Genomic DNA, 18600 nt, shown 5'->3' with positions numbered 1-18600 from the left:
ACATGTCGTAGGGGTGATTACAACAAATGTTATTACACTTATTAATTTATTTTATCTGTGGATTGTCTGTTTGAGGCATATTACTCTCTCAGGTAAACATGTCTATGGATAAAATACTGAATCTTCTGGGTAAACTGGAAACCTCATCGATCTATTTTCTGTCGTCTAAAGAAATGTTTTCACAAGCTTTCAGACTCTATGAGGCCGGACGAGTGGAAAATATCTATTGGAATGATGACAAAACAATACTCTCACTCGATATACCGGGATTTCCTTACACAACAGTCCAAATCTATGAAAACGGCGGGACACTTTCCTACGACTGCGGCTGCGCTTACAGTACCGGAAATTACAAGTGCAAACACATAATCTGCGCGGTTATTACAATAAAAAACCTCTTAAACCAAAATCTGTTTAAACCCCAGAAAAGGTATGATGAAAGAAAAAGAGACTATCTCTTAGGCCTGCTCTTTGAACAGCACTCAAATAAACCGTCAAAAACCTCAAAAAAAAGCATATACGCTATAGAGTTTGAATATGACAGACACTACCCGATATGTTACCTTACGGTAAATGACAAAATATTTGACGTTACATCCAGATTACCTGGGAATGCACCTCCTGATTTTAAGATGTTTCATGAGATAAGTAACAAAAGCATGGATAGAATTTATACACTTTGCAAAAATTTACACTACAGAGGCACCATCAATTTCAGACACAAAGAAAAGGTAACAGAACTCACTTTTGACTATGATACAACTTATAAAACATGTGTTGAATTTAACTATGCCTTCAACAAGGTTTTTTTTAAACTCCTTTGCATCCATGATAAAACGCAGGAAAAAAACCTCATTGTAACGGGCGACTTTGTTGTCAATACCACCAACAATAAGATTGCTCCCATCAAAGATACAAGAGGACTTGACTATTGGCATCAATTACAACGCAGCTTTGGCTCCACGGAGAAAAACTCTTACCAAAAGGGTACTGATGACGACAATATTTTACAAATACCGCTAAAGTCTTTTCAATCCAGTCACTTTAGATTTCTGGCAAACAGTAAGGATGATTTTCTGAAAGAAGTGCTGTGCTTTAGCATACACGAAAATGCTACAGAGTTAAAAATCGCAGGGCAACCCACATACAGGATTTTAGCAACAGAGGACAGAGCCGGATATTCTTTAACCGCTGAGGGTGTCTCAGAGGGCACAAGTTTCAGTCCGTTAATACATCCATTTGATTTTTTCTACATTTACATGCCTGCAGGACTTACCTCTCAGAAAAGGCGCAACATCATCTACCGGACCTTTATAGGATTATTCAGTGAAAACTCTAAAAAAGGAAAAAACGACCTCATAAAGACAATGATAAATGAGGAAACCTTTGGAAAAATAAAATATGTCCGTGAAGCCCGCAATCTCTTAAAAAGCTTTATAGATGTGGATTTTGAAAGCCGTCAGTTGATATTCAGCAACAATCAATGGGTGTTAGTGCCCATAGACATAAAAAAACAGATGCCCCTTTTCAGCGTGGCTTATGGACTATATGGTATAAAAATATTTGAAGGAATTGCGCGACTTGGTAATATGTGGGTGGAAAAGGAGGAATTTACAGCCAAACTGCCTGCTCTTTTAAATGAGCTGAAGGAAAACGGCGTGGACTTTTTACTAAACGGTCAGGAGGTAGTACTTACCAGTTGGGATTTTGAAGTTAACGTAACAAAAAAGACAATAGACTGGTTTGAGATAAAACAGGAAATCAGATACCACGGCAATCTGATAAGTAAGCAGATGCTAAAAGAAGCCCTCAACGGGGTGGTTAAACATCAGGGGACATTACACATTCTTGATGAAACAACATTAAGCAATCTTACAAAACTTTCAAAACTCATAAAAGGGGAAGGCAAAAAAGAGATTGTAACAATCCCGCGCTTGCAGATATTTGATCTGCTGTCATTAAGAAAATCCAATATAAAGGTGACACTGCCCATAGAAGAAGAGGAGATTGTAGAGCGGTTGTTGAATTTTGAAGCAATTACACCCAAAGCAGTACCTGTCAAACTAAAGACAAAGCTGCGGCAGTACCAGAAGGATGGGTACAGTTGGCTGTCATTTCTTTATGAACACAGATTTGGCGCATGTCTGGCTGACGATATGGGATTAGGCAAGACGGTTCAGGCAATAACACTGCTTGCCGCCATTAAAGAGGGGATTACAACCACCGGCAGCTCATCACAGGTAAATCTCATAGTGGTACCTCCTACCCTTTTATTTAACTGGGAAAGTGAGCTGGAGCGCTTTTATCCGTCACTCAGGATATATTTATACAGAGGCAGGGACAGGAATACAAACTTTGACGGTTATGATATTGTTTTAACATCCTATGCACTGATTAGGAAAGACATTGAAAAAATTAGCCCCATCCGGTTTAATTTAATAGTGTTTGACGAGGCTCAGATGATTAAAAACATCTATGCCGATACGACAAATGCGGTGCGTAAACTCAACGGGCATTTTAAACTGGGGCTTACCGGCACTCCACTGGAAAATCACCTTGGGGAGTACTATTCGATAATGGACTTGCTGTTGCCCGGGCTTCTGGGACAGTACAGGCAGTATAAGAATGCGCTTGCAGGCGACGCTGTGGAATCCCTGATATATGCAACACGCCCGTTTGTGCTTAGAAGGACAAAGGATAAGATACTGAAGGAGCTGCCGCCAAAAATTGAAAGTGACGTGTATCTGACTTTGACGGAAAGCCAGAAGGCCCTTTACAATAAGACCGTGGAAAACGTGAAGAAAACCATCAGAGAGGCATATGAAAATAGACCTGAGGCACAGGCTAAGATAATCGCCCTGACAGCACTTTTGAGATTACGCCAGGTCTGCCTGTCGTCGAGATTGCTGCTGCCTGAGCAGAAAGAAAAATCTCCAAAGATAGAGTTTTTGGCGAATAAAACCATAGAGCTGATGGAAGAGGGACACAGTTGTCTGGTTTTTTCACAATTTACCGCTTTTTTGGATTTAATTGAGGCAAGGCTTAGAGAGATTGATTGTAAAATCTTCAGACTGGACGGCGATACTTCCGTGGTAAAACGAAAAAAGATCGTAGAGGATTTCCAGAGCTCTGAGGCTCCATCAATATTTCTGCTTAGTCTGAAGGCCGGAGGGCAGGGGTTAAACCTGACACGTGCAACGTATGTGTTTCACATGGACCCGTGGTGGAATCCGGCAGTTGAGAATCAGGCCTCAGACAGGGCACACCGTATAGGGCAGAAGAATAAGGTAATTATCACCCGGCTTCTTATGCAGCATACCGTGGAAGAAAAGATTATGCACCTGAAAAAACAAAAGTCGGAAATATATAACGCCATTATGGACCCTGCCACAGTGACGGACAAGGTGGTTTTATCTAAAAAAGATTTCGAATATATTTTAAACGTTACAGCGTGATAACCGGCTGCACAGGAGGCGCCGGTGTCAGGATTTTTTTTAAAGGTTTTTGCCGCTGTTAAATCTTTTTTGCGGTTTCTCAACGGCATGGGTAACACTAAATAGCCCGTATAGGGCGGAAAATGCTATAAACCCTGAAATATACTGTCCGCTTGGCACTATTATCAATCCAACCAGAGAATTAAAAGCTATGGCAAACCATAGTGCCAGCTCCATAGACCATGGTTTTTTATAAGTTAAAGAAGCTATGATTCCTATATTAGCAAAGACAAGAAAATAAATATACAGAACAGCCAGCTTTGTTCCCAGATTTATAATAATAACCCATGGATTGTTCTTTACAATTTTAAAAAATTCCTTTTTTAAAATTTCATGATATTCTTTATACGCCGAGTGAACTGGTATCTCCGCTAATTGTGGATTAATTTCCTTAACTTTCTGCTCGCCGACATAATCAGAATAGAACGGTTTGACAATATCATTTTCTGCATATGCAAGCCCTATGTAGGCGGAGTGCCACAGTGGTTGAGACATCTCTATCAGATCAATCGCTGCAAATTTGTCTCTCAAAAAAGCATTCTTCTCCGGTAACAGGACATTTTTATAATAGAACCCGGGAATACTCATGGAGATTACTATTACAGCACACACCAGAAGTTTTAATTTGGTAGTATATTTAACATGTAGAATTACCAGGGTGAGGATAAAAAGTAAAAGCCCTGTAACTGAATGGCTTCTGATTAAATTGGTAATTGATAACATAAAACCAATAATAAAATATATTGAAAGGAGCTTATAAGTTTTATAGTCTTTTTTAAATAAAATTAAAATCCAGGGAACGAATACTACAGATACCATAGGGGAGACAAGGTATTCTTCCGTAATTTTACTTATCATATAAAAATAAAAAATGAATAAATAAACAAAAGAAACGGCTAGTTGCGGAAGTTTATTTTTAAACAGAATAATAAAACCGGTTACAGAAAAAACCAGAGATAGCACTACAAGGCCTCCCCAAAAAACATTAATGGCCTGGTCAATAGTCAGCCCGAAATAAAAAGCGATTTTAGGAATAAAATAGTAAATACCCGGTGAACCACCCCATCCGGCTGGAATAAACTTACCATCTGAAAAACCAACTAACGGGATTTTGGTTCTAACATAACCCTCGTAGGCTTCGACAAGAAAATCATACCGGCAACCCTTTATTACAAATGATTTCATTTATTGGGTTGTATTGTAGCAAATATGATTTTTTATTTCAATCCGGTGTTATTTCTCAGCTTTATTGCAGGGGGGCCCTGTAAAGAGGGAAGTACTGTACAACAGTCTCTGTGTTACACAGGGAACACAAGGCGTCGTATCTTTGTGAGTCGGTAATCACGCCGCCTTTGAAGCAATCAATCAGTGTGTTGGAAAATCTCTTTTTATATTCCAGCAGATTAGGACGGTCAGGATGTCCGCCGCCAAGAAAAAAACAATCGTAGCCATTTTGGCAGCCCCACTGCATAATCTTATCCAATAAAAAGTCATTTGCCCTCATAGTCTGTCCATAAGCTGTAGATGCCGATAGAAAATAGTGAATGCGCCTGCCATACACTAAAACTATAATGCCGGCAACGGCAACCTCATTGTGGTATAGCATGAAGTATTTACAGTGCGGGTAGAGTTCAAGCGAAAGAACCCTAAAAAACTCTTCGGAGAAGTGGTAAAATTGATTGGCTTTTACTCTGTCCATCGTGTCCGTATAAAGCAATTTAAAATCCGGCAGTGCGCTGGAGAGTTCCTCCACCTCATGGCATATGCGGTATTTTATATCTGCTCTGTTTGCTTTTTTTATATTTCTTGAACGATACCCTGCTCTTACAGCTTCAATACCCTGATTCAAATTTACCACTACAACTTTGTCATTGTGTACATAATCCAGATATTTTCCGAAATAATCCTTATAATTAAAAAGTAAAGGGTTAAATCTTATGAAATGTGAGACGATATGTTCTCTCTTAAAAAAATCCTTTAATGCGCTTAAATATTCATCAAACAGTGCCTCAGTCATATGTCCGTCTGAACAAACCGGACCGCAGTAACCATAAGGGGATAGTGAGTCCTGCCAATTCCACTCCAGGAGCTCTCCATATCTATTTGTGTAAGTGGATTTGAACTCATCAAGCTCTCTTAGACAGAAAGGTTCAATAATACAGAAGTCCTCTTTTTTAAAACAAAAAAGGAAGTGTTTATTACCTGTAGCCGCCTCAAATGCCCTGGCATAACCATGCAGAAAATAAATATCCACTTCATTTAAGCATTCAATTTGCTTCTGCCACCTTGTTTTGTCGGCAGTTGAGACAACAAAGACATCTGTCATATTGCAGAGATACCTCCTGTGACAGGATTAATACCAAGCAGCCCTCAATCGTCTAACTTTGTCGGCATCGTCACAAGCTCCGGGGCGTACGAAAAAGTACGCCTGCGTTTACTTCTGACTGCAGCTTAGTATAAATGCTATGATGCAATTATACAGGCTACATACCGGAAAATGTCAATAATCTTGAAATGCAGGAATTTGTAACTTGGTATTAGACTTGACAACTATGATGTAACAATGATAGTTTGGAAAGCGGGAGAGATATATTTAACAGGTAATATTATGGAGGTTTTTTATGTCATTTCTATCACAAGAGCAGCTTGAAAAAATGAACTTTAAGAAGATTGGGTCAAATGTTCTTATAAGCGATAAGGCATCAGTCTATCAGGCAGAGAAAATAGAAATAGGTGATAACTCGCGGATTGATGATTTTTGTGTGATTTCAGGCAAGCTGTCAATTGGCCGAAATGTACATGTAGCAGTATTTTGTAACCTGGAAGCCGGCACTGAAGGAATTGTTTTAGAGGATTTTGTAACTCTTGCATACGGCTGCCGTGTGTTTTCAGAAAGCGCCGACTATAAGGGCGGCACTCTCACCAACTATACCGTACCTGCTAAGTACAGAGTAGGATTCAAAAAACACGTTCACATAGCACGACATTGTATTGTTGGCACAAATAGTGTTGTTTTTCCCGGTGTTACGCTGGCTGAGGGAACATCCGTGGGGGCAATGTCTCTGATAACAAAGTCAACTGAGCCATGGTCAATATATGCAGGCTGCCCGGCACGTAAGATTTCAGAAAGGAAACGTGATTTATTAGAGCTTGAGAGCAGATATCTGGCTGAGCAACAATGATTTCTTCATGTACATTTCGTTGGATTTCACTTATTGAAGCTGCCGGTGTCTTGCCTTTCATCGGTGAGCACCTCATCTATTATGTAAACAGGCCTCTTTCTTACCTCATCGAGTATCCTCCACAAATATTCGCCGATTATACCCAATGTAAACATAATAAGGCCCCCAAACATTGTTATTAAACAAGCTATAGAGGTCCATCCGATGTACCCTTCAGGATGCAATAGTTTTTGTACGGATATATATATTGCGTAAGTAAGGCTCAAAAAAAACACTATTATACCGGTTAATGACATAAACCTGATTGGAGTATAGGAAAAGGATACGAAGGTGTCAATAAAGAGTTTAAACTTTTTAGCAAATGTCCATTGAGAGCGGCCATAGATACGTTTCTTTCTTGTATAGAGTATGATTTCATGTGAAAAACCTAACGAAAAAATAAGAACACTTAAATGTGTGTTTTTCTCCTCCATTGTTCTTAAAATGTTAACTATCTCTCTGTCCATCAGGCAGAAATCAAAACCTCCGTAAGGATAATCTCTGACGGCAAACATATTTACCAACCTGAAATATAAAAAGGAAAAAACCTTCTGCAATAAAGGGTCTTCTCTATTTTGTCTTTCTGCAATAACAAGTTTTGTTCCTTTTTCCCATATTTTCAACATCTCTGTAAAGAGCTCAAAAGGGTCTTGCATGTCGGCTGATATTATTCCGGTGCAGTGGCCCTTAGCTATTTGTAGGCCTGCATAGATTGCGGAAACCTGGCCGAAATTTTTAGTAAGCTTTACCCCTCTTATAATTTCAGGGTGAGAAGTGCAATATTTTTTGATTATTTCATAAGAATTATCTGTCGAACCATCGTCAACTAAAATTATTTCAGTCTTATATGCCTCTATTTTTTCTATAACTGACAGCATTAAAGGTATTGCAACGGTAAGACTGCCCTCATTTTGATATACTGGTATAACAACGGAAAATATCTTTTTATTCTCGTTTGATTCCATTGAATAAAACCTCCACCGGCATCATAATAATCAGTGTTCCTTTATATATTTTATTATATCGCATATTTTCTCTGCATCTGAAACACTCAGAGCACCGTAAAGGGGAAGACAAAGCACTTCATCAGCAATAGTATTAGCTGCCGGCAAATGGACTTTTGACGATGAATAATGCTGCCTGTAACAGGCATACTCACTGCACAGAGGGTAAAAATACTTTCTCGTGATTACATTATATTTTTTAAGAGCACTGTGAAGCTCATTTCTGTTTTTTCCAAATATCTGCTTATTTACCCTTACAACCATGTATTGATAATTGGGTAAAACCTGCGGCATTGTTTCAGAGACGCCGCTACAGATGGTTATTCCGTCAATGATGTTAATATGTTCTTTGTAAACACCAAAGAGGGTTTTTCTTTTTTGTATTTCCTGCTCTAATATTTCAATAACTGAAATACCCAGAGCGGCCTGAAGCTCATTCATTTTGCCGTTTATCCCGGGCATAATAACTTCTTCTTCGTTCTTAATTCCGAAATTTTTCAGAAAATCGATTCTTTTCTTTAAATCCGGGTCATTAAATGTTAAACAACCGCCCTCGGCTGTATGAAACATTTTTGTAGCATGGAAACTAAACATTGAAATATCTCCAAATGTTCCTATCCCCTTGCCGTCAATTTCCACGTTAAACACATGTGCGGCATCGTATATGACCTTCAGGCCGTAGAATTTAGCGATTTTCTCTATACCGTAAACATCACAAGGCCTGCCAAATACATGTACGCCCAAAATAGCGCTGGTTTTTGGTGTTATCAACATCTCAATTTTTTTAGTATCTATGTTAAGAGTCTGCTCGTCAATATCGCAGAAAACAGGCACAATGCCGTTCCAAACCAGCACATGGGGGGTGGCGGGGAAAGTAAAAGGGGTTGTTATTACCTCTCCGCTTAAACGAAGGGCCCTGCAGGCAATAATAAGGGCTATCGTGCCGTTATTAAATAAGGACAGGTTGGGAACTTTCAATTGTTTCATTAACATTGACTCCAGCTTATTATGCTGAGCTCCGTTATTTGTAAGCCACCTCGATTGCCATATTTCCTTAAGTTTTTCTACATAGTCATCAATGGAGGGAAGTAACGGAGATGATATGTACAAGGGTTTTTCAAAAGATGCGGGCTCACCAGCCACGATGAATACTCCCATATTCAGTCACTTTTAAACCGGACAGAGATTTGCTTGCCACAGTAAATGTGCCTAAACTTTTCTTCATATTGTTTTCCGCCGGCATATCAACATAATCTTCCTAACAGCTGCTATAATGACACATGTGTTATACATAAGTCAATGATGGTGAATTCTGGATATCAAGTTCTATTGACAAAAATGTGAGTTTGGCACTAAGATAAACCATGACTACGGAAACCATAGTAACGGATTTAGACTTAACGGAAATCATTAACGGAGAAGAGATTATGGGACCTAGTCCATTTAGATATCATCAGAAGGTTAGCAGCAACCTAAATTACATTATTCACCATTATGTTAAAACAAGAGACTTAGGTCAGGTTTACTATTCGCCTTTAGACATAATCTTTGATGAAGGTGTTAACAGACTTCAACCCGATATACTGTTTATAAAGAAAGAAAACCTGAGTATTGCCCAGGACTGGATAAGAGGCGTACCGGATATGGTTTGTGAGATAATATCAGCAGGCAGTTATGAGATGGATACAGCAGTAAAAAAGGCTATCTATGAAAAATACAAGGTGCCGGAGTACTGGATAGTTATGCCGGAGCCGCAGACGATTGAGGTATTAACAATCATTGGTGATAAGTATAAATTACACTCCTTTGCGGCAATTGAAGGTTTTGTTACATCTGAAGTCATTGAGGGCCTTCAAGTTAGCATTACTGAGGTGTTTGAGTAACCTGTAGAAGTATAGTGGACCCCATTGTCAAGAACACATTACGCAAAAACAGGAATATTGTATAGAAACATTGTGAATATAGGGGTTTCTATTGCCATGTTTAAGATATTTCACAAAGAACCTCTTAACATAAACTCTTTTAAAAAAGCTAACAGGCTTTTTGCAGTAAAAAAAAATCTCTGTGCAGGCTTTATCAGCAACTAATACCAAGTTGCAGTCAGAAGTAAACACAGGCGGTAAGGAGAAAGCGACACCTCCCCTTACAGGGGATTCCTTTTAGGGGAGAGTACGCCCCTGAGCTTTTGACCAAGCCAACGAAGTTAGACGATTGAATGCAACTTGGTATAAATACAAATATGAGAAAAACGGTGATAACATGAATATTGAAAAAAAGACATACGAAATTATTGAAAAACTGAAATCCCTTGCAAACCCTGAAAATGTAAAGGGTATGGCACGGTATGGAATAAACCCTAAAAACACCCTTGGTGTAAGTATTCCTGCTCTTAAGGCAATCCTAAAAGAGGTTGGTAAATCCCACGAGCTGGCATTGAAACTCTGGGACAGCGAAATCCACGAGGCAAGGATTCTTGCAGCACTGATGGATAACCCCAAAGAGGTGACTGAGGCGCAGATGGAACGCTGGGTTACGGACTTTGACTCATGGGACGTCTGTGATCAGGTTTGCAGTAAGCTATTTGATAAAACCCCTTTTGCTTACTCTAAAGCTGAAGACTGGTGCAAACGGCAGGAGGAATTTGTAAAACGGGCTGGATTTGTTCTAATAGCCGCCCTGAGCGTTCATGACAAAAAAGCTGAAGACAACGAATTTCTTAACTTTTTTGCCTTAATCAGAGAGGCTTCCACAGATGAGCGTAATTTTGTTAAAAAAGCCGTCAACTGGGCACTAAGACAAATCGGAAAAAGAAACCAAACTCTGAGGCCGGAAGCCATAAAACTGGCACATGAGATTTATAACATCGGAACAAAATCGTCAAAATGGATAGCACGTGACGCTCTGCGTGAGTTAATGGACTAAAAATGGCCTGGTACCAAGTAGCAGTCATTCGATTAGCTATAGTGGATTCCGAAAATGAGACAATCAGTTAAGATAGAGCTGGTTGTATAAAATGTAGGGAAGAGAAGAAAAACAAAATTCCAGTCAACCGTAAACTTTGGTTTGAATACTCCAAATTTTCCGGAGAGGGTGGAAATCCTTCCGGATTGGCAAGAACTACTCTTTTAATACAGCATTTGATAATACATCAAAAACCTCGGCTATCCTGACAATACCTATTAGTTTTTTCTTATTCTCAATAACCGGCAATACATCGAGGTTGTTGTGTGCCATCAGGTAAGCAGCTTTACTCAGGGGCTCGTCCGCATCTACAAAGTAGCGGACAGGAAGCATAATATCACTAACTGGTTTGTGGGCCTGCTCATCATCTTTATTAAGGTCAAACATAGTGTCCCACGGCAAGGGTGGTAACGATTGGTCCTGTTCTGTAATCTGCTTATCTGTAGTCAAGTCTCCGGGCTCAAGCCCTCTCAAAATCTCCTTCACACCCACTATACCGACAAGATTATACAGTTCATCAAAAACCAGTAAAACCTGCGGCGGTAACATTTTTGAGTTTGCACTCATCTCCACCAGCAAAGTGATTGATTGTTTTATATTGAACCAATATGGCATATGTGGTAATTCCAGAATACCTATCATTACATCACGAATTTTCCTTGATTTCAACATGTCTTTTCCTTACTAAATAATAGTGTGTAGAGCTGTATTTCTTTATAACGCACTAAACCGAATTTTGCAACCATCCCCCTACAACTGTATTGAGTTACGATAGTATCATGTTTTTTTTATTAAGTCAATAGTTTTTTTAGTTTTATATCAGCATCCAGGTTCCCATTTATTATCTGTGCTGAAAATGATACAACACTGAATCTATATTACCGGGGAGCGTTTATGGCACAAATAATGAAGTCATCTCCCCAGAGCCTTCAGAATTGAGTTTATCAATTGTGCTATCTCAGGCGGTTTACCCAAAATGTCTGAGATACCCACTGCCTGTGCCTCCTTTATATCCGCCTCATTCGAATAACCGGAAAGTATTATCACGGGCAGGGTTGGCATAGAAATCTTAAGCCGCCGTAAAACCTCAATGCCATTCATCAGAGGCATTTTCATATCCAACACTACTATATCAGGCTTTAGTTGCTCTACACTATTAATAGCATCCAGACCGTTATACGCAACGGAAACATTAAATTTTCTCAATTTTAATCTCATGGCTAAAGCATCCACAAACTCCTTTTCATCGTCAACCAACAACACCTTTGTATCTGATGGAGTTTCCAATTTCTCTCTCCTCTTACGAGTTAAATTTCAGACAGCTCTGATAATCCTATACTTACACGTTGTTGGGTATTATAGCAAATCTCTTCACATCTCAATCCTAAACTCACACCCGTGATCAATGTTTCTTGCTATAATGGCGCCTTTCATATTTTTCTCTATTATCATCTTTGCCATATACAATCCCATTCCAGTTCTTTGTGATTTATCTTTTGTAGTGAAGTATGGTTGAAACAACTTATACATTATATATTCAGGGATTTCACCACCATTATCTGAAATGGATAATATTACTCTGCCGGTAGCATTCTTATTTAACTTTATTTTGATAATTCCACTCGTTATATTTTTTTCTTCAAATTTATCCGTAGCATTTGTAAGAATATTTAAAATTACATGGGCAAATTCATTCGGATAGCCATGCATCATCAAACTCTCGTCTAGTTCTTTAACAATAGCAATACCCCTATCTTTGATGTACCCTGAGATAAGCATTTCAGCCTTGTTTATCTCATCTGCTATATTAAATTCTTTTTGTTCCTTTTCATGGATGTAAAAACTTCTAAAATTATCGATTGTCTGTGACAATTTCAAAAGTTCAGTCATAGCATTTTTAACATTTTCGGCGGCATATGCCTCATCTAATTCACCATGCAGGTATGCATCTTTTATGTCCTGAATTGAAACTCCAATTGCACACAGTGGTTGTCTCCAGTGGTGCGATATATTTACAAGTAATTCACTCATGGATACCTGCCTGGATTGTTCAAACATCAGCCTGTCCTTAGTACGGCTTTTAGCTACCTCTTCCTCAATTCTTTTTTGTAAGTTAAAGTTTACAGCCTTTATTTCATCCTCAATTTGCTTACGTTGTGTTATGTCTCTTATAAATGAAAACATTATGTTATCGCTTTTAATAAAATTAACACTTACCTCAACATCAATAACATTGCCATCCTTGCACTTTTGTTTTGTTTCAAATCTGTCTCCTCCCGTCTCTTTTATTTTTATTATGCGTCTTTTGGTTTCATCAGAAGACTCTAATGCATCTATATCATTTACTCTCATTTGTAATAACTCTTGCTGTGTATATCCTGTCATATTACAATATGCTTCATTTATTTGTATTATTTTCCCTTCTATGTCCACTATCAAGAAACCATCAGTAGATGTAGATAAAATTGTTTCGTATCGCTGTTGTAATTTTACTTTTTCTGTAATATCCCTCAAGATAATGGAAGTTCCAATAATCCGTTTACGGAAATCATATACAGGAAAAATAAATACTGATACCAAAATGTTTCTTCTGTCCACAGTATTAAAAGCTGTTTCAAAGTGTGTAATTATTTTGCCTGAAGCAATACGGGATAAAGCCTGTTTGTATTCCTTTCGCTGGTCAGATGAGAAAATATCTATTATAGGCGTTCCTATTTTCTCATCGGAAGAATAACCCAAAATCCTCTGGGCTTCATGGTTCCAGCTAATGACTATTCCCTCTTTGGACAGTACAATTATAGCATCTTCTGATGCTTCAACAATTGCATCCAGTTGAGCCTGTCTATTTCTATGCTTGAGTTGCTCTGACGCCAGCCTGTCTACACGAATCACAATTTCTTCATTAGAAAAGGGTTTAACTATGTAATCTTTGACCCCTGTCTTTAGCATTAGTAGCCGCAAATTGTCGTCGAGTTTGGCAGTAAGTAATAAAATGGGGATATCAGCTGTATCAGGATGTCCACGCAACTCCATCACCATCTTGTCTCCGCTCATCCTGGGCATCATAATATCAGAGAGTATTAAATCAGGTTGGAGTTCTTGAGCCTTAAGTAAACCATCCTTCCCATTGAAAGCAGTGGCAATATGATAATGCCCTGAAAGCAATGATACAAGGTATTTGCTCATATCCGGATTGTCCTCAACCACAAGAATTAATGGTGCATCAGGTCTGTTGGAAACCATCGAAATCTGGTTTTTAGATTGTTCTCCGGCCATCCGTAGCTCCTCTATTGCTTGTGTGCTGATTTCCTTATCTAACATGGTGGGTTTTGAGATGATAGCCGTTCCTTCCGGAGCTTTCAGAGGAAGTCTGATGACAAACAATGCTCCTCCGCCCGAAGATTCACCAACTGCAACCGTACCCCCATGTAATTCTGTAAATTCTTTAACAATGGCTAAACCCAGACCAGTACCTCCCTGGGTGCGTGTAGCATCACCATCTATTTGACGAAACCTCTCAAAAATTATTTCGCGCATATCCGTTGCAATGCCTATACCGTTGTCCTCTATACTTAACACTGCCTGATTGTCAACTACTTTTACAACGAGTTGGATTTCACCCCCATCCGGAGTAAATTTGAAGGCATTGGAGAGCAAATTCAGCAAAATGCGCTGTACCTTCTCTGCGTCTGCATGGGCAAAAATCGTTTCAGGAACTTGTGTAGAAAAACTGATGTTCCGGCTCTGGGCTAATACCTCAAATTGTGAAGCTATCACCCTTGCCAAATGTGCAAGGTCTGTCTCAGAGTACTGAAGAATCATCTTTTGTGCTTCTAACTTGGCGACGTCAAGTAAATCACTAACATGGCGATAAAGAAAACGGGCGTTACGCTCCACGACTTCTAATCTTTGTCTTAAATTTTCAGGTAATTCATTATTTTCAGCAATAGCATGGATAGGACCGAGGATTAACGTAAGCGGAGTCCGTAATTCATGGCTTACATTGGCAAAAAAATTAGACTTGAGTTTATCAAGTTCACGAGTCTGCTCGTAAAGCTTCATGATTTCGTCTTTGGCGGATCTAGTTTCTACAAGGGCCTCTTCCAACATTCGGTTAGCTTTATTCAACCGTCGCTGTGAATCGCTAAACAGATATCCCATAATCAAAAATAATCCTATTGAGTAAAGGTTTTCTTTGTTTTCAATACGCCATGATAACTGAGGGGAGATGAAAAAAAACCAGACCATTGCGGTGGAAAGAAAAGTACTGGCAAGCCCGCCCCACAAACCACCTATACGGGCGCTGAAAAAAACAGATGGGAAAAAAAGAAACCATACAAAAGGCTTGATAAACGGCCATAAAGACCACTGTATTACAAGGGCTAAAAATGGAATCAAACAGGAAAGCAATATTCTCGTAGAATTAGTTATTTTCATGTTATATTCCCTTTCCCATGTCAGATTAATTGGCGGAATGCAGCTTATACCAAGTTGCATTCATTCAATTAACTTCGTTGGCTTCGTCGAAAGCTCCTCACCGTACTCTCCCCTAAAAAGGGGATTCCCCTGTAAGTGGAGGTCGCTTTCTCCTTGCCGCCTCGTTATGCTTCTGACTGCAACTCGGTATTAATCTCTCACGCTACATCCTGTTTAAATAATTTTGGAATTCGTGTTCAAAGTTATCACTAAATAAACCGGCGCCGAGTTTTTCCTCAATCTCTCCGATTTGGTAGAATTTCACTGCTTCGATTTCCTCAGCGTTAAACGCTATCTGTCCGTCATAAGTAAGGCAGTAGGAATAAGCTAGTCTGATTCATATGCGTTTAAATGAATGTATTTATAGAGAAACACTGGAGCTTCTTTTATACCCAGCCTGAAATATTCCACCAAAAAATTACCTCCGGCAGATTTTAATATTAAAAAAGTACATCTGTAATTCTATCACTAAGTGATAAAACTTTTCAATCATTTTTCTAAGAAACTCCCAAAGTGTGTGTTTAAATCGAACATTCATAATAATGTGGTTAACGCCTCCATGGAATCAGACGCAGACTTGGTAATAATAGGCTCACACGGTAGAACCGGTATAGAGAAACTCCTAATGGGAAGTGTGGCGGAACGCGTTGTAGCACTTGCCCCTTGTTCGGTTCTTGTTGTTAAAACAGCTATGTAGTAATACAACACATTCAGAGGAGAGAGCAAATGTTGCAACGGTAAAAAAAGTTTAAAAAAAATATGACATGTGGATGACGGCAGTGTGACTTCATAAAAAACTCAGCAGTCTTTACATGAGTGGATATAATTAAATCAGTGACTTAAGTTCACTCATATAAAGCAGTAGAAAGAATTTCGTGGGGCCTTCCATTCGGTTTTTTTGATAGAGTAGAAATTTGTAAAAAAAAATATTGAAAAAACAGGCTTTTTTGTTTATACTAATCGAACCTGTAGAACCGGGTAAAAAACAGGCTTTAGTAACTGTTTTTTTTGGTTTAGATATTTTTTTAGGTTAATGATTGTTTTAGGGGAACAAAATCCTAAAAAAACCTAAAAAAAATATATTACTGGATAAAACGTTTAGTATATTTACACAATATAAGTAATCAATAAGGAGGCCAATGTAGATGCCGGATTTGAGAAAGTATTTGTTGGTAACTATGGTGATTTTAGTAGTGCTAAGTGTATGTAACGGCGTGTTTGCATCGTCAGGAGTAGAGGAGCCGGTGAAACAGGCTGCAAATGTACCATGGTGGGTGTGGCCGCTTTCCCTTTTTGTATTAACCTTTGTACTAGGCATTGTAGCAGTGCTTGGCGGTGTTGGAGGTGGAGTGCTTTTCGTTCCGATAGTGGGAGGTTTTTTCCCATTTCATCTTGACTTTGTAAGAGGGTCAGGATTATTGGTGGCTTTAGCGGGAGCATTGGCGGCAGGCCCTGGGCTTCTGAAAAAAGGTATGGCTGATTTACGTCTTGCGCTTCCGGTAGGGCTAATCGCCTCAACCTGTGCTGTAGTCGGCGCTATGATTGGTCTTGCTCTGCCCACTAATGTTGTTCAGATATCTCTTGGCGTAACAATACTTGGTATAGTAATCATTATTATGAAGGCTAAGAAGTCGGAGTTCCCTGAAGTTAAAGAAGCCGACCCACTTTCCACAGCACTTAGAATAACCGGCGTATATCATGAGGTATCTACAGGACAACAGATTAACTGGAAAATCCACAGAACTCTTAAGGGATTCTTCCTATTTATAATAATAGGAGTAATGGCCGGCATGTTTGGCCTTGGCGCAGGGTGGGCAAATGTGCCGACTTTGAATCTTCTTATGGGAGCGCCTCTTAAAGTGGCCGTTTCATCATCTAAATTTTTACTTTCCATAACTGATACGTCTGCCGCCTGGATATACATAAATAACGGCGCAGTGTTGCCTATGATAGTGGTACCATCAATTATAGGTATAATGCTGGGCTCAATGGTAGGTGTTAAGATATTGGCAAAGACCAAACCGTCCGCCGTCAGATATGTTGTTATCACGATGCTTCTTTTTGCGGGTTTAAGGGCGCTTTTAAAAGGCCTTGGCATATGGAATTAATCTTTTAATAAAGGAGAGCTACGTTATGGGAAAAGAAATACATGCAACGGAAGAGCAGCTGCGATACGCAAAACTACTTGACATAGGAATGAAACTTGGAATGCTGATGCTGATAGTGTCTTTTGCACTTTATTTAACCGGGGTACTTAAGCCGGAGGTACCGGTGGATGAGCTGCCTAAGCTCTGGGGACTCTCTGTACATAAATACCTTGAGGTGAAGGGGTTGCACGGCGGATGGTCATGGCTTTACCTGCTTAATAAGGGGGATTTTCTAAACTTTATAGGTATTGCTTTTCTTGGTGCTGTAACAATTATTTGTTTTCTTGCCATAATCCCCATTTTGTTTAGAAAGAAAGACACCGCATATGGCATTATAGCCTTGGTAGAGGTGATAGTGTTAGTTTTAGCGGCATCAGGGCTGTTAAAGACAGGAGGCCACTAACATGGAAAGTGACAAGTACAGAATGCACTTGATGGGGGACTTAAAGTCCATCATTTTGGCAACCGATGGTTCAGATTACAGTAAAGGCGCCATAGCCGAGGCAATTAGTTTTGCACGTGCATGTCAGACAAGACTGACAGTACTGAGGGTTTTTGAGTTTAACCCTGAGTTGGAAACAGAAGGCATGAAGTATGTTGAGAAGATGGAAGAGGAAGCCGGCAGACACTTTGAGGCTGTCAGGGATTTAGCCGCAGAGGAAAACGTTGAGTGCGATATAGTGGTAAGGAGGTCAGTTCAGCCCTATGAGTCTATAATAGATGAGGCAAAGAAGAGAAAAGCTGACGTCATAATAATGGGAAGGCGCGGCAGGACCGGCCTTAAACTGATGATTATGGGGAGTCAGACGGCTAAAACCATAGCCTACTCTCCGTGCAAGGTTCTTGTAGTACCCAAAGATACAGAGATAAAAGGTGAGAACATTATGCTTGCCACAGACGGTTCAAAATACAGCATAGCTGCTGAAAGTGAGGCCATCAACATGGCGGCCAGTTGTCCGTTTGTGAAACATTTTCTGGCAGTTGCAGTTGCAAAAAACAAAGAGGGATTGCATGATGTCGAGAAAAATCTGGACAGAGTAAAAGAAAATGCTGCCAAACGAGGTATTGCCGTTGAAACACTTATTCTTACCGGCGAACCATATAAGGCTATTGTGAACGCTTCAATGGAGTCAGGCGCTGATTTGGTTATCATGGGTTCACATGGTAGAACCGGCCTTGACAGGCTGCTTATGGGCAGTGTTGCCGAACGGGTTGTATCACTTGCACAGTGCTCTGTGCTTATCTCTAAAGTGTAGTGCTAAGGGGGAAGATGCCACCCGCTACAGAGCGGGTATCT

General features: G+C 39.6%; 15 protein-coding genes. 8 read left to right on the top strand and 7 right to left on the bottom strand.

Going from position 1 to position 18600, the window contains the following annotated elements; translation table 11 throughout:
• Nucleotides 1-104 precede the first annotated feature (104 nt).
• Nucleotides 105-3455 carry a DEAD/DEAH box helicase gene (locus H7844_08605; GenBank protein ID MEO5357344.1) on the top strand — a complete coding sequence of 1117 codons (3351 nt, stop codon included), beginning with the start codon at nucleotides 105-107 and terminating at the stop codon, nucleotides 3453-3455.
• A 39-nt stretch (nucleotides 3456-3494) separates the two neighbouring features.
• Here H7844_08605 and H7844_08600 read toward each other — a convergent pair whose 3' ends face one another.
• Together H7844_08600 and H7844_08595 are read right to left on the bottom strand one after the other, a co-directional pair.
• Nucleotides 3495-4679 carry a hypothetical protein gene (locus tag H7844_08600; protein MEO5357343.1) on the bottom strand — a complete coding sequence of 395 codons (1185 nt, stop codon included), beginning with the start codon at nucleotides 4677-4679 and terminating at the stop codon, nucleotides 3495-3497.
• A gap of 61 nt (nucleotides 4680-4740) precedes the next feature.
• On the bottom strand, nucleotides 4741-5820 hold the full coding sequence (locus tag H7844_08595; GenBank protein ID MEO5357342.1) for a GNAT family N-acetyltransferase: 1080 nt from the start codon (nucleotides 5818-5820) through the stop codon (nucleotides 4741-4743).
• A 295-nt stretch (nucleotides 5821-6115) separates the two neighbouring features.
• Here H7844_08595 and H7844_08590 point away from each other — a divergent pair, with 295 nt between their 5' ends.
• The gene (locus tag H7844_08590; GenBank protein MEO5357341.1) at nucleotides 6116-6676 is read left to right on the top strand and encodes an acyltransferase; all 561 of its coding nucleotides are present in this window, start codon (nucleotides 6116-6118) and stop codon (nucleotides 6674-6676) included.
• Nucleotides 6677-6702: 26 nt separating this feature from the next.
• Here H7844_08590 and H7844_08585 read toward each other — a convergent pair whose 3' ends face one another.
• Nucleotides 6703-7680 carry a glycosyltransferase family 2 protein gene (locus H7844_08585; GenBank protein MEO5357340.1) on the bottom strand — a complete coding sequence of 326 codons (978 nt, stop codon included), beginning with the start codon at nucleotides 7678-7680 and terminating at the stop codon, nucleotides 6703-6705.
• 30 nt (nucleotides 7681-7710) lie between these two features.
• Nucleotides 7711-8862: a DegT/DnrJ/EryC1/StrS family aminotransferase gene (locus tag H7844_08580; GenBank protein MEO5357339.1), complete on the bottom strand. Its 1152-nt coding sequence runs from the start codon at nucleotides 8860-8862 to the stop codon at nucleotides 7711-7713.
• Between the two features lie 221 nt (nucleotides 8863-9083).
• On the opposite strand from H7844_08580, the gene H7844_08575 reads away from it, so the two are divergent.
• Complete coding sequence (locus H7844_08575; protein MEO5357338.1) at nucleotides 9084-9602, top strand: Uma2 family endonuclease; 519 nt, start codon at nucleotides 9084-9086, stop codon at nucleotides 9600-9602.
• A gap of 376 nt (nucleotides 9603-9978) precedes the next feature.
• Nucleotides 9979-10641: a DNA alkylation repair protein gene (locus H7844_08570; protein ID MEO5357337.1), complete on the top strand. Its 663-nt coding sequence runs from the start codon at nucleotides 9979-9981 to the stop codon at nucleotides 10639-10641.
• Between the two features lie 195 nt (nucleotides 10642-10836).
• Here the strand turns inward: H7844_08570 and H7844_08565 are convergent, their stop codons facing one another.
• The 3 genes from H7844_08565 to H7844_08555 all read right to left on the bottom strand — a co-directional run bounded on the left by H7844_08565 (nucleotide 10837) and on the right by H7844_08555 (nucleotide 15117).
• On the bottom strand, nucleotides 10837-11352 hold the full coding sequence (locus H7844_08565; GenBank protein ID MEO5357336.1) for a CBS domain-containing protein: 516 nt from the start codon (nucleotides 11350-11352) through the stop codon (nucleotides 10837-10839).
• 240 nt (nucleotides 11353-11592) lie between these two features.
• On the bottom strand, nucleotides 11593-11967 hold the full coding sequence (locus tag H7844_08560; protein MEO5357335.1) for a response regulator: 375 nt from the start codon (nucleotides 11965-11967) through the stop codon (nucleotides 11593-11595).
• An 84-nt stretch (nucleotides 11968-12051) separates the two neighbouring features.
• A complete protein-coding gene (locus H7844_08555; protein MEO5357334.1) occupies nucleotides 12052-15117 on the bottom strand; it encodes a PAS domain S-box protein in 3066 nt (1021 codons plus the stop codon).
• 556 nt (nucleotides 15118-15673) lie between these two features.
• Here H7844_08555 and H7844_08550 point away from each other — a divergent pair.
• The 4 genes from H7844_08550 to H7844_08535 all read left to right on the top strand — a co-directional run bounded on the left by H7844_08550 (nucleotide 15674) and on the right by H7844_08535 (nucleotide 18559).
• Nucleotides 15674-15853, top strand: coding sequence for a universal stress protein (locus H7844_08550; protein MEO5357333.1), 180 nt, complete (start codon nucleotides 15674-15676; stop codon nucleotides 15851-15853).
• A gap of 448 nt (nucleotides 15854-16301) precedes the next feature.
• Nucleotides 16302-17264 carry a sulfite exporter TauE/SafE family protein gene (locus tag H7844_08545; GenBank protein MEO5357332.1) on the top strand — a complete coding sequence of 321 codons (963 nt, stop codon included), beginning with the start codon at nucleotides 16302-16304 and terminating at the stop codon, nucleotides 17262-17264.
• A gap of 25 nt (nucleotides 17265-17289) precedes the next feature.
• The gene (locus H7844_08540; GenBank protein ID MEO5357331.1) at nucleotides 17290-17706 is read left to right on the top strand and encodes a hypothetical protein; all 417 of its coding nucleotides are present in this window, start codon (nucleotides 17290-17292) and stop codon (nucleotides 17704-17706) included.
• 1 nt (nucleotide 17707) lies between these two features.
• Nucleotides 17708-18559, top strand: coding sequence for a universal stress protein (locus tag H7844_08535; protein ID MEO5357330.1), 852 nt, complete (start codon nucleotides 17708-17710; stop codon nucleotides 18557-18559).
• Nucleotides 18560-18600 lie beyond the last annotated feature (41 nt).

The organism is Nitrospirae bacterium YQR-1 (assembly GCA_039908095.1).
GTDB lineage: Bacteria > Nitrospirota > Thermodesulfovibrionia > Thermodesulfovibrionales > Magnetobacteriaceae > Magnetomonas.
Note: the sequence above shows the minus strand (reverse complement) of the source record. Positions and strands in the feature narration are given on the sequence as shown.

Bases quoted from the DNA above. Each gene is read 5' to 3' on its own strand.
- H7844_08575 (MEO5357338.1), top strand. From the start codon at position 9,084: ATGACTACGGAAACCATAGTAACGGATTTAGACTTAACGGAAATCATT.
- H7844_08555 (MEO5357334.1), bottom strand. From the start codon at position 15,117: ATGAAAATAACTAATTCTACGAGAATATTGCTTTCCTGTTTGATTCCA.
- H7844_08605 (MEO5357344.1), top strand. From the start codon at position 105: ATGGATAAAATACTGAATCTTCTGGGTAAACTGGAAACCTCATCGATC.
- H7844_08585 (MEO5357340.1), bottom strand. From the start codon at position 7,680: ATGGAATCAAACGAGAATAAAAAGATATTTTCCGTTGTTATACCAGTA.
- H7844_08590 (MEO5357341.1), top strand. From the start codon at position 6,116: ATGTCATTTCTATCACAAGAGCAGCTTGAAAAAATGAACTTTAAGAAG.
- H7844_08600 (MEO5357343.1), bottom strand. From the start codon at position 4,679: ATGAAATCATTTGTAATAAAGGGTTGCCGGTATGATTTTCTTGTCGAA.
- H7844_08565 (MEO5357336.1), bottom strand. From the start codon at position 11,352: ATGTTGAAATCAAGGAAAATTCGTGATGTAATGATAGGTATTCTGGAA.
- H7844_08545 (MEO5357332.1), top strand. From the start codon at position 16,302: ATGCCGGATTTGAGAAAGTATTTGTTGGTAACTATGGTGATTTTAGTA.
- H7844_08595 (MEO5357342.1), bottom strand. From the start codon at position 5,820: ATGACAGATGTCTTTGTTGTCTCAACTGCCGACAAAACAAGGTGGCAG.
- H7844_08535 (MEO5357330.1), top strand. From the start codon at position 17,708: ATGGAAAGTGACAAGTACAGAATGCACTTGATGGGGGACTTAAAGTCC.
- H7844_08570 (MEO5357337.1), top strand. From the start codon at position 9,979: ATGAATATTGAAAAAAAGACATACGAAATTATTGAAAAACTGAAATCC.
- H7844_08540 (MEO5357331.1), top strand. From the start codon at position 17,290: ATGGGAAAAGAAATACATGCAACGGAAGAGCAGCTGCGATACGCAAAA.